The sequence below is a fragment of the Pontibacter toksunensis genome (assembly GCF_042686245.1).
GTDB classification, from domain to species: domain Bacteria; phylum Bacteroidota; class Bacteroidia; order Cytophagales; family Hymenobacteraceae; genus Pontibacter; species Pontibacter toksunensis.
In genome coordinates this window covers 293,487-306,254 of the sequence record NZ_JBHUOX010000005.1, presented here as the reverse complement: position 1 = coordinate 306,254, position 12,768 = coordinate 293,487, and the positions used below count along the sequence as shown (strand labels likewise).

The 12,768-nt window shown below is 49.9% G+C and carries 13 protein-coding genes; 10 read left to right on the top strand and 3 right to left on the bottom strand.

All coding sequences use genetic code 11. The features are described 5' to 3' along the window. Positions 1 to 90 precede the first annotated feature (90 nt). Positions 91 to 1,203 carry a hypothetical protein gene (locus ACFS7Z_RS09345; RefSeq protein ID WP_377483693.1) on the top strand — a complete coding sequence of 371 codons (1,113 nt, stop codon included), beginning with the start codon at positions 91 to 93 and terminating at the stop codon, positions 1,201 to 1,203. Positions 1,204 to 1,257: 54 nt separating this feature from the next. On the opposite strand, the gene ACFS7Z_RS09340 is transcribed toward ACFS7Z_RS09345, so the two are convergent. The 3 genes from ACFS7Z_RS09340 to ACFS7Z_RS09330 form a co-directional block, all read right to left on the bottom strand. Further along, positions 1,258 to 3,144 carry an ABC-F family ATP-binding cassette domain-containing protein gene (locus ACFS7Z_RS09340; RefSeq protein ID WP_377483691.1) on the bottom strand — a complete coding sequence of 629 codons (1,887 nt, stop codon included), beginning with the start codon at positions 3,142 to 3,144 and terminating at the stop codon, positions 1,258 to 1,260. A gap of 94 nt (positions 3,145 to 3,238) precedes the next feature. Beyond that, a complete protein-coding gene (locus ACFS7Z_RS09335) occupies positions 3,239 to 3,628 on the bottom strand; it encodes an SPW repeat protein (protein ID WP_377483688.1) in 390 nt (129 codons plus the stop codon). Between the two features lie 91 nt (positions 3,629 to 3,719). Beyond that, entirely contained in the window at positions 3,720 to 4,220 is a 501-nt protein-coding gene (locus ACFS7Z_RS09330; RefSeq protein ID WP_377483686.1) for an RDD family protein, read from the bottom strand. Positions 4,221 to 4,535: 315 nt separating this feature from the next. Here ACFS7Z_RS09330 and murI point away from each other — a divergent pair, with 315 nt between their 5' ends. From murI to nuoK, 9 genes are all read left to right on the top strand, one after another. Then, positions 4,536 to 5,351, top strand: a complete 816-nt coding sequence (gene murI, locus ACFS7Z_RS09325) for a glutamate racemase (protein ID WP_377483683.1) — start codon at positions 4,536 to 4,538, stop codon at positions 5,349 to 5,351. A 161-nt stretch (positions 5,352 to 5,512) separates the two neighbouring features. Then, entirely contained in the window at positions 5,513 to 6,061 is a 549-nt protein-coding gene (locus ACFS7Z_RS09320; protein ID WP_377483681.1) for a hypothetical protein, read from the top strand. 31 nt (positions 6,062 to 6,092) lie between these two features. Then, positions 6,093 to 7,271 carry a glutathionylspermidine synthase family protein gene (locus ACFS7Z_RS09315; RefSeq protein ID WP_377483679.1) on the top strand — a complete coding sequence of 393 codons (1,179 nt, stop codon included), beginning with the start codon at positions 6,093 to 6,095 and terminating at the stop codon, positions 7,269 to 7,271. Between the two features lie 2 nt (positions 7,272 to 7,273). Next, positions 7,274 to 8,410, top strand: a complete 1,137-nt coding sequence (locus ACFS7Z_RS09310) for a glycerate kinase (protein ID WP_377483676.1) — start codon at positions 7,274 to 7,276, stop codon at positions 8,408 to 8,410. 19 nt (positions 8,411 to 8,429) lie between these two features. After that, positions 8,430 to 9,788 carry a GntP family permease gene (locus ACFS7Z_RS09305; protein WP_377483674.1) on the top strand — a complete coding sequence of 453 codons (1,359 nt, stop codon included), beginning with the start codon at positions 8,430 to 8,432 and terminating at the stop codon, positions 9,786 to 9,788. 145 nt (positions 9,789 to 9,933) lie between these two features. Next, positions 9,934 to 11,037, top strand: a complete 1,104-nt coding sequence (locus tag ACFS7Z_RS09300; RefSeq protein ID WP_377483672.1) for a complex I subunit 1/NuoH family protein — start codon at positions 9,934 to 9,936, stop codon at positions 11,035 to 11,037. A gap of 199 nt (positions 11,038 to 11,236) precedes the next feature. Further along, on the top strand, positions 11,237 to 11,851 hold the full coding sequence (locus tag ACFS7Z_RS09295; protein ID WP_377483670.1) for a NuoI/complex I 23 kDa subunit family protein: 615 nt from the start codon (positions 11,237 to 11,239) through the stop codon (positions 11,849 to 11,851). 80 nt (positions 11,852 to 11,931) lie between these two features. Continuing rightward, entirely contained in the window at positions 11,932 to 12,444 is a 513-nt protein-coding gene (locus tag ACFS7Z_RS09290) for an NADH-quinone oxidoreductase subunit J family protein (protein WP_377483668.1), read from the top strand. Positions 12,445 to 12,446: 2 nt separating this feature from the next. Further along, entirely contained in the window at positions 12,447 to 12,758 is a 312-nt protein-coding gene (nuoK, locus tag ACFS7Z_RS09285; protein ID WP_377483666.1) for an NADH-quinone oxidoreductase subunit NuoK, read from the top strand. The last annotated feature ends 10 nt before the right edge of the window (positions 12,759 to 12,768 follow it).

The window sequence follows — 12,768 nt, the reverse complement described above, 5'->3', positions numbered from 1 at the left end:
TCAAACTTAAAATGCACCCATGCCATCTCCCTTTCTATCCTGACTGGAAAAAGTATTGGAGCGGATACCAAGTGATTTAAAACTACAGATATGAAAAAGTTCGTCTTGTATGCGCTCATCAGTTTCTTGTTGCTTCTTCCCCTGCCGAGCCGGACACAGTTGCAAACAGACATTCAGGCTGCTGATTCACTTCCAGTGGAGCAGTGGGAAGAAAACCCTCTTTTTAAAAGCGAAGAGCCGCTCCTGTTCAGCATTACAATGGAGATGAGGACTGTGCTGAAGGACAGGGGGGAGGAAAGAGCGTATCATCCGGCGGTTATCTCTTACAAAGGGAAAGATGGCACAGCGGTGTCAGAAAACCTCAAGATAATGGTGCGGGGGAACCGCCGCCGCGATCCCACAGTATGTGGCTTTCCGCCCCTGATGCTGAATTTCTCCCGCAGCACAGTCGGTAAAACAGTGTTTGGAAAGGTAAATAAGCTGAAACTTGTAACGCACTGCAACGGGGAGGAGTACCTGCTGCGTGAGTACCTGGTGTATAAGCTCTATAACATCATGACAGACATGAGCTTCCGGGCGAGGCTCTGCAAAGTGGAGTACGTAGACCTGGAGGGTAAAAGGAAAACAGAGACTAAGTATGGTTTCCTGTTAGAAGATGACGACGACATGGCCAAAAGAAACAAAGGCCATATCGTTCAGAAAGAGCTTGTGCTGAGGATGGATGGCACAGATGAACTGGCGATGGCAAGGGTGGCTATGTTTCAGTACATGATTGGTAACACAGACTGGTCTGTCCCGTTCCGCCACAACATAAAGCTTGTATCCCTCGACTCACTGAATTCCCCATACCCTGTCCCGTATGATTTTGACTATTCGGGTATTGTGTCTACGCCGTACGCGGTACCCCCTCCCGAGTTAGGAATTACCTCAGTGCGGCAACGCCTATTCAGGGGTTATGCTTTCCCGGAGTCTACTTACAGAGCAGTTGTCAGTGCGTTTAACGCGCACAAAATGGCTTTCTATGACGTATACCTGCAGAGTACCCTGATTGACCAGAGATACCGGAAGCAGACCATCAAGTTCCTGGACGGTTTTTATGAAACCATAAACGATCCCAAATCCTTTAAAAAGGAAATTGTGCGGGTAGGGGAGCAAAATATGAAAGGCGCTGTTGTGATCAAAGGCCTGAACCACATGCCCTGAGAATCCTCCGGCTCTCAGGGCATGTGGTTCAAGTGCATGATGTGAACCGGGAACTTACATCAGTTCAGACAACTCCAGCCAGCGGAATTCCTTTTCCTCCAGGGAGTCATTGATATTCTCCAACTCCGTGGCCCAGGCTGTAAGCTGCTCGTGGTCTGTGGTGGTGCCTGCGTTCATCGTTTCCATAAGTTCGGTCTTGCGGCTCTCCAGCTTCGCAATATCCTTTTCGAGCTGCTCATACTCCTTCTGCTCCGCAAAAGTGGGCTTGCGCTTATTGCTGCCGGGCTGTTCTGTCTTCTTTGCTGCCACTGTTGCCACTGCTGGTGTGGCAGCGGCTCTGATGACCTCTTCGCGTTCCTGTTCTTTCTGCCATTCACGGTAGTCAGTGTAGTTGCCCGGGAAGTTCCGGATTTCGCCCTCGCCCTCGAATACGAACAGGTGCTCTACCAGCCGGTCCATAAAATAGCGGTCGTGGCTCACAATGAGCAGGCAGCCTCCGAAATTGAGCAGGAAATCTTCCAGGATATTCAGCGTGATGATGTCCAGGTCGTTTGTAGGCTCATCGAGAATCAGGAAGTTTGGGTTCTTGATAAGGACGCGCAGCAACTGCAGGCGGCGTTTCTCGCCACCGCTCAGTTTGCTCACAAAAGTATACTGCTGCACCGGAGGAAACTGGAAGTGCTGCAGAAACTGGCTGGCCGTGATCACCTCGCCGTTGGCCATTTCAACCACTTCTGCAATTTCCTTTACAATATCAATAACACGCTGGTCCTCTTTGTAGGAGAGCTCGTCCTGGGTGTAGTAGCCAAAAACGGTGGTTTGGCCGGCATCTATGGTGCCTGCATCAGGCTGTAACTTACCGGTAAGCATGTTCAGGAAGGTAGACTTGCCGGCTCCGTTCGGACCTACTACGCCTATTCTGTCTTTCTTCTTGAACACATAGGTGAAGTCATTCACAATCTTCTTATCGCCAAAGGACTTGGAGATGTGCTCTACCTCAATGATTTTACCGCCCTGCCGTGTGGTTTTAACAGAGAGCTCCAACTGAGGGCCACTTGTTTTCTTAGCTGCTTTTTCCTTCAGTTCCTCAAAGGCATCTACCCTGTACTTGGCCTTGGTGCCGCGCGCCTTCGGCATGCGCCGTATCCACTCCAGTTCTTTGCGCATCAGGTTGCGGGCCTTCTCTGTCTCGGCTACGGCAGCCTCCTCACGCTCTGCCTTCTTCTCTATAAAGTAGCTGTAGTTGCCTTTGTAGGTATAGATTTGCCCGTTGTCAAGTTCAGCTATCTCGTTGGCCACCTTGTCCAGGAAGTAGCGGTCGTGGGTTACCATCAGCAGCGTGGTGTTCTGCGTCGACAGCATTCCCTCCAGCCATTCGATGGTATCGAGGTCCAGGTGGTTGGTTGGCTCGTCCATAATAAGCAGGTCCGGTTCCTCTATCAGTACACGGGCCATGGCTACCCGCTTGCGTTGCCCGCCGGAGAGGTTCTTAATAACTACATCCAGGTTATTGATGCCTAGTTTGGAGAGTACCTGCTTTACCTTCACTTCAAAATCCCAGGCCTGCAGCTCATCCATGCGCTCCATCAGTTCCTGCATTTTCTCACCGCTGGTGTTAGGGTTGGCCATGGCGGCTTCATAGTCCCGTATTAGGTCCAGCGTCTCGTTCTGTCCGGAAAAGATGTTTTCGTGCACCGTCAGCTCTTCGTTAAACACAGGGTTCTGGCCCAGGTAGCCAATGCTCACCTCTTTCCGCACACTCACACTTCCCTCATCGGGGGGCAGGTGGCCTGCCAGCACATTCAGTAAGGTAGTTTTGCCTGAGCCGTTCACACCCACCAGCACAATGCGCTGGCCTTGGCTAATACCGAAGTTCAGGTTTTTAAAAAGCCAGCGTTCGCTGAAGCTTTTTGATATATTTTCTGCTGATAGGTAATTCATAGTGCAAATTTAGGGATTTATCTGCACAGGTGCAGGCAAAATAAAACAGGCCAGCCATCTGGCCAGCCTGTTCTACAATGTAGCTTAAGATAGTTTACCCTACTCTGTCGTGTTGTGTATGGGTTCTTCTGTATGACTCGCTCGGTACACGGTGCGTGGTAAGCGAAGCCAGAATAGCGAATAGACCACCAATCAGGTGCGGCATGTATACTTCCTCCGCAAAACTGAATATCCAGGGCGACAAGGCCAGGATAACACCCATACCAAAATCAACCATCAGGTGTGTCTGCATCGGAATTTTGTGGATAATGCCCACTTCAAAATCAGTGAAGATAGTTTGTAAAAGTGCCGCAATACCGGCAGCTACTATAATCCAGGTAGCATAGGCTACGTCAGAGAAACCGAACAACCATGGGGAAATTATCAATACCAGCCCCACAACATAATCTAATATCCCGTGAAAACGGGTTGGAATAAATCTCATAATAATCCTCCTTTCAGTTTGTTTTCAATACACATTTATACGGCTTACTGAAAAAAGGTAGACGAGAAAGTGCAATTTTTTAGTGAAATTTCTAGTCGGTCACCACTACGGTGCGGGAAAGGTAGTCATGCAGCATTTGCTTGCGGCGTGTGGAAAGCAACAGTAGAAAGCCCAGGCACAGCGGTATGAGGGAGAATATTTTAGAGAAATAGCGGAGGTTTGCCTGTGCAAAATTGATGCGCTTCCCGCGCAGATCCGTTACCCGTAAACCCAGCGTAAACTTGCCGATTGTTGCCTGCTTTGGCGAAGAGTGCAGCAGGGTAAAGTACAGCCAGTGCATGATAATGAAGTAGGGGTTGAGGAACAGTGTTTTGCTCAGGGCAAATAACTCATTCACGTTAACGCCGTTCTGAAAGATATCCTGCCAGGTATATACCTGCTGCTGCGCATCGCTGATGCCATAGAGCACAAAAGAGTAAGAAAACACAAGAAGCGTTGTATCTACCAGAAAGGCGATGAAGCGCGCAGTCAGATTACCGTATAAAGCAGATTTCTTTACTGTAGGTGCCGGTGGCGTAAAGGTTCTTTGCATAATACTCCTATTTGTTTACTTAATAAGACAGCCTTTCTTTCTGTTCTGCGTTGTTCGCTTTTTATGCCACACCTGAAGCTCCACTTCAGGATGAAAAGCTGGTGGAGTAATTCATTTCTAAATTAGAATTATTGCTTTAAAGCAACAAATATTTAAACATAATTTATTTCATAACATAAGCTATGGTATCGTTGTACTTTTGAATTTAACTTTTCTGATGAAGTGCAGAAGTGCAGTTTGGGGCAAAAGCAAGTGCAATCAAGCTTGTTTTACCTGGTAAGGTGACATATGAAAGCTTTTAATTAAATTCGCTCTATGGTTGAGGATAAAAAACAGAGGCCGGTTGGCATTTTTGACAGCGGCATTGGTGGGCTGACAGTGGCGCAGGCCATCATTAATGTGCTGCCAAGCGAGCGCCTGATATACTTTGGCGACACCGCCCACTTGCCTTATGGCGACAAATCGACCGCTGCCATACAGTCTTATGCGGTGAAGATTTGTGACTTGCTTATTAAGCAAAACTGCAAGTTGATTCTGATTGCCTGTAACTCGGCCTCGGCTGCGGCCTATGAGCTGGTGAAAGAATATGTGGGGAGCAAGGCAAAAGTGCTGAACGTAATTGACCCGATTGTGCAGCACATCGGGCAAACGTACCCGAACAAGACCATTGGCCTGATTGGCACGAAGCAAACGGTAAACTCTAATGTGTACCGCAAAAAGGTAGATGAGCTTGGTTCCGCTATCAACCTTAAGTCGCATGCTACCCCATTACTGGCTGCCATGATAGAAGAAGGGTTTTTCAACGATTCTATTTCCGAGAGTGTCATCCACACATATTTATCTGATCCGGACCTGCAGGGCATAGAGGCGCTTATCCTTGGTTGCACACACTACCCACTTATCAAAAAGCAGATTGAGCACTTTTATGAAGGAGAGGTAGACGTGCTGGATGCCAGCCAGATTGTGGCGCAGCATGTAAAAGCTTACCTGGAGGCACACGATTTAGCCTCCGATAAGCTGGTGGGGGACCATAAATTCTATGTCTCTGACTTTACCCGCTCTTTTGAAGAAAGCACCCGGATCTTCTTTAAGCGGCAGGTACACCTGGAGCATTACCCTTTGTGGGAATAGGAGGCGGCGCTTTGCGCCAGTTACGAATTAAGAATTCCGAATTATGAATAGGGGTAATGTGCCTGTGGAATATGGAACCGGGAGTTAGCAAAGTATAAAAGTAGACTGCTTGCTGTCGTTTTTCCGTACAAGATAAACCTCCCTTTAAGAACTTACAGATTATGAAGAAAAGATACCTTTCTATAGGCGACTTTAAGCGGAATGCTTTTATTGTGGCCGCTGCTGCTTGCATGGGCTTAACCAGTTGCAGCAACAGCTCTAACCAGGATGAATGGAATGCAGATAGCGAAGTAGCCGTGCCGGATGGCATTGTAACAGAGCTGACGGAGGAGGCTCCGGATCAATGGAAAATAACCGATGAACGCACAACGGCTCCCGGGCAGAGCATGGCCATATTAAAGTATAACGACGGGCGCATCGATACCCTGCAGGGGCTGGAGTTGGAGAACCAGATGAAGGCATTAGCTAACAACCAGCAGACTTACCAGCAGGGCGGGTTTGGTTTGGGCAGTGTGCTTTGGTGGAGCGGAATGGGCTATATGGCCGGCCGTATGATGGCACCACGCCCTGGCTATTATGCCAATCCTAACCTGATCAACCGCACGGATTCCTGGCGCCAGAATGTGCAGAGTTACAGGCAGCGCGCCACAGCGCCAACTTCTGGCCGAAGTGGTTTCTTCAGAGGCCGCAGCGGTGGGGCAGGGGCTTAAGTCTGTACGTAAAAGAAAAACATGATTAACGATGGGAAATAAAACCGTACGCCTGACCTCACATACAGGCGACGTGGAAACTGCTGTGCGCGGCCTGGGTTGGGAATGGTGCGTGGAAGACGGCTGCGCGAACTACGTACCTGGTGAGGCTGTCATCGTTTCCGAGAAAGAGGCGGATGCCTTGTTAGATGCCGCCGACACACTTTACGACATGATGGTACAGGCAGTGCCGGATGCTTTGCCCGATGCCTTCCTGCAAGTCTTAGGTATACCTGAAAACCTCTGGCCATTAGTGCGGCAGTCCTGGAATGATGAGCGGCACTGGCACCTGTACGGCCGCTTTGACTTGGCGCAAACGCCGGAAGGTCCTAAACTGATAGAATTCAATGCCGATACGGCTACCTCTATACCAGAGACCGCGGTGGTGCAGTGGGCGAGCCTGGCTGCTGCCGGTAAGAAAGATGCCAACCAATACTCGGGCTTATACGAGGCGCTGGTGGAGCAGTTCAAATCCTGGCGCATGCTCAACGACGACCTGCCGCCTGCCTTGCTGCTGACGTATATAGGCGCCAGTGCTGAAGACGAAACAAACTGTGCCATCATAGCGCAGGCTGCCCGCGAGGCAGGATTCGACGCCCATCTTTGCCCCATAGAGGATGTGACAGTTTCCACGGAAGGCGCTGAGAAAGGGGTTTGGGCACAGGTAGGAGCAGAGCAGTGGCAGCAGTTTCCGTTCCTGTTTAAGTTGCTGCCCTGGGAGCAGATAGCCTGGGAGGAGCCTGAACTGCTCGAGAGCCTCACGCTGCTTTCCCGCACCCGCAACGTGGTTATCGCCAATCCTGCTTATACGTTGCTTTTCCAGAGTAAAGGCATGCTGGCGTGGCTCTGGAAAGCTTTCCCGTACCACCCGTTGCTGCTGGAGGCCGATTTAGAGCCCTTAAAAGGCAAGTATATCCGCAAACCGTACTTTGGCCGTGAGGGGCAGAGTGTGGAAGTGGTGGACAGGGTGCGTGTCACGAAAATGGAAGGAGAGTATGATGCTCAGAAGCAAGTGTACCAGCGCTGGTGCGACTTGCCGGAAGACGGCAACAATTACCAGTACCAGGCAGGTGTGTTCTGGGCAGGAGAAGGCTGCGCCATTGGATTCCGCCGCGAAAAAGGCATCATCACAAATCTATCGCAGTTCGTGCCGCATCTGGTGGAGGGGTAGGTATGAAAATAGTCATTGCTCCGGATTCCTATAAAGGCAGCCTATCCGCTAAGGAAGTCGGTAACACTATCAGGAAAGCCTTTAATCTCGAGATTCCTGAGGCGGAAGTAGTGGTAATCCCCATGGCTGATGGAGGCGAAGGTACGTTGGATGCGCTGCTCTTCTCTACCCAAGGTCAAAGCGTAAGTACTACAGCAACTGGTCCTTTAGGAGAAAGAATCAATACCTGCTACGGCATTTTAGGCGACAAAGAAACGGCAGTCATTGAAATGGCCCGGGTGGCAGGTCTGCTGATGGTGCCGGAGGACAAGCGAAATCCAGCGCTAACTACCACCTTCGGTTTAGGTGAATTAATAGCAGAGGCAATAGACAAAGGGCTGCGGAAATTCATCATCGGTTTAGGAGGAAGTGCCACAAACGATGGAGGTCTTGGTATGCTACAGGCCCTGGGAGCGGGTTTTTTGGATCTGGAAGGGAATCAGGTAAAGCCAGTTGGCGAGTCATTGCAGAAAATTGCAAGGCTGGATTTTTCTAATCTTCACCCTAACCTGAAGGCATGTAAGTTCAGGATTGCCAGTGATGTGGAAAATCCATTATGTGGAGAAAACGGAGCTTCTTATATTTTTGGTCCGCAGAAGGGGGCGACAGGAGAACAGGTAATGGCATTGGATAAAGGCATGAGGAATTATGCTGACCTGGTAGAGGAACAACTGAATAACAATTTGCAAAACATACCTGGCGCAGGCGCAGCAGGAGGACTAGGTTTTGGCTTTCTGGCTTTGAGCGCAGAAATCATTTCAGGTTCACAGGTAGTAGCCGAGGCAGCAGGCTTGGAAGACCAAATCAAAGAAGCAGATTGGGTGATAACAGGAGAGGGTCAGAGTGATTACCAGACCCTCTATGGCAAAGCGCCCTTGTATGTGGCGAATCTGGCGAAGAAATACGGAGTAGGCACCATACTGATTTCGGGAGGATTGGGAAAAGGTCACGAGCAGCTGCTGGAACATTTTGTAAGCTGCCATGCTATTGTCAATGCCCCAATGCAAGTAGAACAAGCCATCGCAGATGCAGAAGCACTTTTATTTTCCTGCGCACGCAACATCACACGTTTAATCAATAAAGCATCTCAACTCAAATAAAACTGCTTTCAAAATCCCCATGGTACAAGGCCCCTTGCTTTTTCTGATTCTGCTGCTGGGCGTGGGGTTCATTGTGCTGGCTACTGCAAAATTCAAGCTTCATCCTTTTCTGAGTTTACTGATTGCCGCTTTCGGAGTCGGTATAGCTGCTGGTTTGCCTTTGGGCGAAGTCGTGAAGGCAATAAATGAAGGCTTCGGCGGCCTGATGACTTATATTGGGATTGTCATTGTGGCTGGTACGGTTATCGGGAAAATACTGGAGAAATCAGGGGCGGCTTTGCGAATGGCAGAGGTGGTGTTGCGGGTAGTAGGAGAGAAGCGGCCGCAATTGGCTATGTCGCTGATTGGTGCGATTGTGAGCATACCTGTGTTCTGCGATTCTGCTTATGTTATCATGGCTAGCCTGAAGAAGGCGCTGGCGCATCGGGCACAGGTCCCCTTGGCCTCTATGTCCATCGCACTGGCCACAGGCCTATACGCCACACATACCCTTGTTCCGCCAACGCCAGGACCTATTGCTGCTGCTGGTAATATTGGTGCCAGTGGCTACCTCGGCACCATCATACTGATTGGCTTAGTAGTATCTGTACCTGTGATAGCTGTGGGTTATCTTTGGGCTGTCAAGGTAGCGTCTAAAATTTATATTAAAGGGGAAGACAAAGTAGCGTATACTTATGAGGAGGTGGTGAGGGAGTTTGGTGAACTACCTTCCACAGCCAAGGCTTTCACTCCCATCTTTCTACCCATTCTTCTGATAGGTGTAGGTTCGGTTGTAAGTTACCTGCAGTATACAGGAGGCGCAGCTGACTTTCTTCTCTTCCTGGGTACGCCTGTGGTAGCCTTGCTCATAGGTGTTTTTGCTGCTTTCCCGCTGTTGCCGAAGTGGAACGAAGAAACCTTAACAGGCTGGATAGGAGAAGGTCTGAAAGATGCAGCCATCATCCTCTTGCTGACAGGTGCAGGAGGAGCGTTCGGTTCTGTGATCAAAGCCACACCTGTCGCTGGCCTGATACAAGGGTTTGCAGCAGGCGAATCACTGAGCGGCGCCTTCATCTTGCTGATACCTTTCTTTGTGGCTGCTGCCTTAAAAACGGCACAAGGCTCTTCTACAGCAGCCCTGGTGATTACTTCAGCACTGGTAGCGCCCATGCTGGCTCAGGCAGGAATAGCAGGTGCGGTACCGCTGGCCTTAGTAGTCATGGCCATCGGGGCAGGCGCTATGGCCGTAAGCCACGTTAACGATAGCTATTTCTGGGTGGTAACCCAGTTCAGCGGCCTAACAGTTACCGATGCCTACAAAGCACATACTATGGCTACTTTAATGCAGGGCATTGCCGCTATATTGGTGACGATGTTGCTATGGTTTATTTTAGTTTAAACTCTGGAGCAACAGAACTACTTTCTGCTTCACATTCAATAGGCATACCACACGCTATTCCCAAAATCTCAATTACCACACCTTCTTATTAGCACATTCGCATATTAACTCCTAACTTTGCTTTCTTAAAACAACCAGAACGCCTATGCTTGCTTTCCTGCTGACACTGATGCTCTTACTTGGAGTTGTGATCGTGCTGGCGTACGCGGAGCGGAAGGTGGCGGCCTTTATGCAGGACCGCTTGGGACCAACCGAAGCCGGGCCCTATGGCTCGCTGCAGGCGGTGCTGGATGTGGTCAAGCTGCTGCAGAAAGAAGACATTGTGCCTGCCCTGGCCGATAAAGGCCTCTTTAAACTCGCACCCATACTTATTTTTGCCGCTGTTTTCGCTGGCTTCGCGGTTATTCCCATCTCACCTACACTGGTGCCTGCGGGTATTGGCATCGGAGTTTTTTACCTGCTGGCTATTATTTCGCTGGATGTGATTGGATTACTGATGGCAGGCTGGGGTTCGAATAATAAGTATGCTATGCTGGGGGCGATGCGCTCGGTGGCGCAGATTGTGTCTTATGAGATTCCGGCTGGTCTGGCTATCTTATCTGCTGTCATGATAAGCCAGTCGCTGGATTTCCAGGAGATAAGTTACCAGCAGGGGGTGCTCATGAATGCATTCCCGGGCATGGGATACGACACAAACTGGCTTTTCGGCATTCAGGCCCTGGGTATTGACACGACCAACATCGGAGGCATCACCACCTGGAATATTTTCCGGGCTCCCATGCTGCTGGTGGCTTTTGTGATATACTTTATTGCATCATTGGCAGAGAGTAATAGAGCTCCGTTTGATATACCAGAGGCTGAGTCGGAACTGGTAGCAGGTTTCCACGTGGAATACTCCGGCTTCCGTTTTGCGGTGCTGTTCCTGGCAGAGTATAGTATGATGGTGCTGGTGAGCCTGGTGGCGGTTATTCTTTTCCTGGGAAGTTGGAACACGCCTTTGCCGAACATAGGCTCCATAGCACTTGCCAACTGGACCACCGGCACGATAGGTGAAATTTCCGGAAACCTATGGGCAGCTTTCTGGTTGATCTCCAAAACTTTTGTGCTGCTATTTGTGCAACTCTGGGCTCGCTGGACGTACCCGCGCCTTCGCGTGGACCAGCTCATGTACCTGTGCTGGAAAGTCCTGACACCGGTAGCCCTTGTAGTTGTGCTCTTAGCAGGCATCTGGCGATTATTGATGATATAGTTTAAGTTGGAAAGTTTAGAATTAGAAAGTGGAATGGTAATACTGTCCTTCTAAGCTTTTCTCTGCCGCAGGATTTTATTTTGTGGTTTTACATGATGCATGTTTTCAGCTTGCGTCGCTGTAGTATGTAGTATAAAGTAAGTTTTCAAAAGCTAAGGCTTACTTATTTTTCCCAAGACAAAGTCTTGTGGTTTGATATATGGAAACATTAAAAAAAGAAGCATATAAGCATAAAAATGGGTTTTGGCACGTGATAAAGTCGCTGCTGAGTGGCGCACGCCTGACACTTCGCCACTTCGCAAACGCAAACAAACGTCGCAAACCGGTGTATGTGTCCGACGACAGTTACTTTAAGCAGCCGGATGGCCTGACTACGCTCACGTATCCGTATGAAGCGCTGCCCATACCTGACAACGGCCGTTACCGCCTGCACAACGAGATAGAAGATTGTATTGTGTGCGACCTCTGTGCGAAGATTTGCCCAGTGAACTGCATCACCATCGAGTCGGTGAAAGCAACAGAAGACATTGGCGTAACTTCAGACGGAACAAAGAAGCGCCTGTACGCGCCAGTGTTCGATATTGACATGGCTAAGTGCTGCTACTGCGGCCTCTGCACCACCGTGTGCCCAACCGACTGCCTCACCATGACGCCGGTATACGATTTCAGCGAAGTGAACATCAAGAACATGATCTACCACTTCACTGACCTCTCACCGGAGCAGGCACAGGAAAAGCAGCGCCTGTTTGAGAAGCAGCAGGAAGAAATGGCGGCAGCGAAGGCTGCAGCATTGGCAGCGCGGAAGCAGGCATAAAAGCATAGACTTCGCACACTGCGAGGAATTTGAGAAACTCACATTGATAAGTGTTCAATGTTAACTGATAACTGAAAGGCATGCTTTTCTACATTTTTGCCTTACTGGCGGTACTTTCGGGGGCTTACATGGTGCTGACGCGCAACCTGCTGTACGCAGGCTTTTCGCTGCTGATCACATTGCTGAGCGTGGCCGGTATATACGTGCTGCTGTACGCTGATTTTGTGGCGGTCACGCAGCTGATGGTTTACGTGGGTGGCGTGCTGGTGCTGATTCTGTTCGGTATCATGCTGAGCAGCCGCGTGCACGACCAGACCGTTATGTCGGAGAGCGTGAACAAGGTATGGGGCACCGTCATCACGTTTCTGCTGGTTTTGGGCCTGTGCTACACCATCATGCGCGCGAACCTCCACATGATTCCGTGGCTGCAAACAGCAGATACGGATGTGCTGGGGCCGGAGAAGAGCACGGTGCATACCATCGGTATCAAGCTGATGACTGATTTTGTAGTTCCTTTTGAGGTAGCCTCGCTGCTCTTGCTGATTGCCCTGATGGGAGCCGCTTATATTGCCACAGACAAACAGAATGTATAGAAATGGAGGGAGTCCCTTTAGAGCATATTCTGATTTTGAGCGCCCTGCTTTTCAGCCTGGGTATACTGGCCGTTATCACAAAGCGGCATGCCGTGGTGGTGCTGATGGGGATAGAACTCATCTTCAATGCAGCCAACCTGAACCTCGTCGCCTTCAGCCGTTTTGACCCGCTGCTTTTGCAGGGGCAGCTGTTTTCGCTGTTCGTAATGGTGGTGGCTGCCGCCGAGGCTGCCGTGGCCCTGGCCATTGTGCTACGGGTGTATCAACTCTTTAAAACAGCCAACCTAAATCAAATCAATCACCTGAGCAAATAAAAAAGGACAC

Bases quoted from the DNA above. Each gene is read 5' to 3' on its own strand.
- ACFS7Z_RS09345 (WP_377483693.1), top strand. From the start codon at position 91: ATGAAAAAGTTCGTCTTGTATGCGCTCATCAGTTTCTTGTTGCTTCTT.
- ACFS7Z_RS09340 (WP_377483691.1), bottom strand. From the start codon at position 3,144: ATGAATTACCTATCAGCAGAAAATATATCAAAAAGCTTCAGCGAACGC.
- ACFS7Z_RS09335 (WP_377483688.1), bottom strand. From the start codon at position 3,628: ATGAGATTTATTCCAACCCGTTTTCACGGGATATTAGATTATGTTGTG.
- ACFS7Z_RS09330 (WP_377483686.1), bottom strand. From the start codon at position 4,220: ATGCAAAGAACCTTTACGCCACCGGCACCTACAGTAAAGAAATCTGCT.
- murI (WP_377483683.1), top strand. From the start codon at position 4,536: ATGGTTGAGGATAAAAAACAGAGGCCGGTTGGCATTTTTGACAGCGGC.
- ACFS7Z_RS09320 (WP_377483681.1), top strand. From the start codon at position 5,513: ATGAAGAAAAGATACCTTTCTATAGGCGACTTTAAGCGGAATGCTTTT.
- ACFS7Z_RS09315 (WP_377483679.1), top strand. From the start codon at position 6,093: ATGGGAAATAAAACCGTACGCCTGACCTCACATACAGGCGACGTGGAA.
- ACFS7Z_RS09310 (WP_377483676.1), top strand. From the start codon at position 7,274: ATGAAAATAGTCATTGCTCCGGATTCCTATAAAGGCAGCCTATCCGCT.
- ACFS7Z_RS09305 (WP_377483674.1), top strand. From the start codon at position 8,430: ATGGTACAAGGCCCCTTGCTTTTTCTGATTCTGCTGCTGGGCGTGGGG.
- ACFS7Z_RS09300 (WP_377483672.1), top strand. From the start codon at position 9,934: ATGCTTGCTTTCCTGCTGACACTGATGCTCTTACTTGGAGTTGTGATC.
- ACFS7Z_RS09295 (WP_377483670.1), top strand. From the start codon at position 11,237: ATGGAAACATTAAAAAAAGAAGCATATAAGCATAAAAATGGGTTTTGG.
- ACFS7Z_RS09290 (WP_377483668.1), top strand. From the start codon at position 11,932: ATGCTTTTCTACATTTTTGCCTTACTGGCGGTACTTTCGGGGGCTTAC.
- nuoK (WP_377483666.1), top strand. From the start codon at position 12,447: ATGGAGGGAGTCCCTTTAGAGCATATTCTGATTTTGAGCGCCCTGCTT.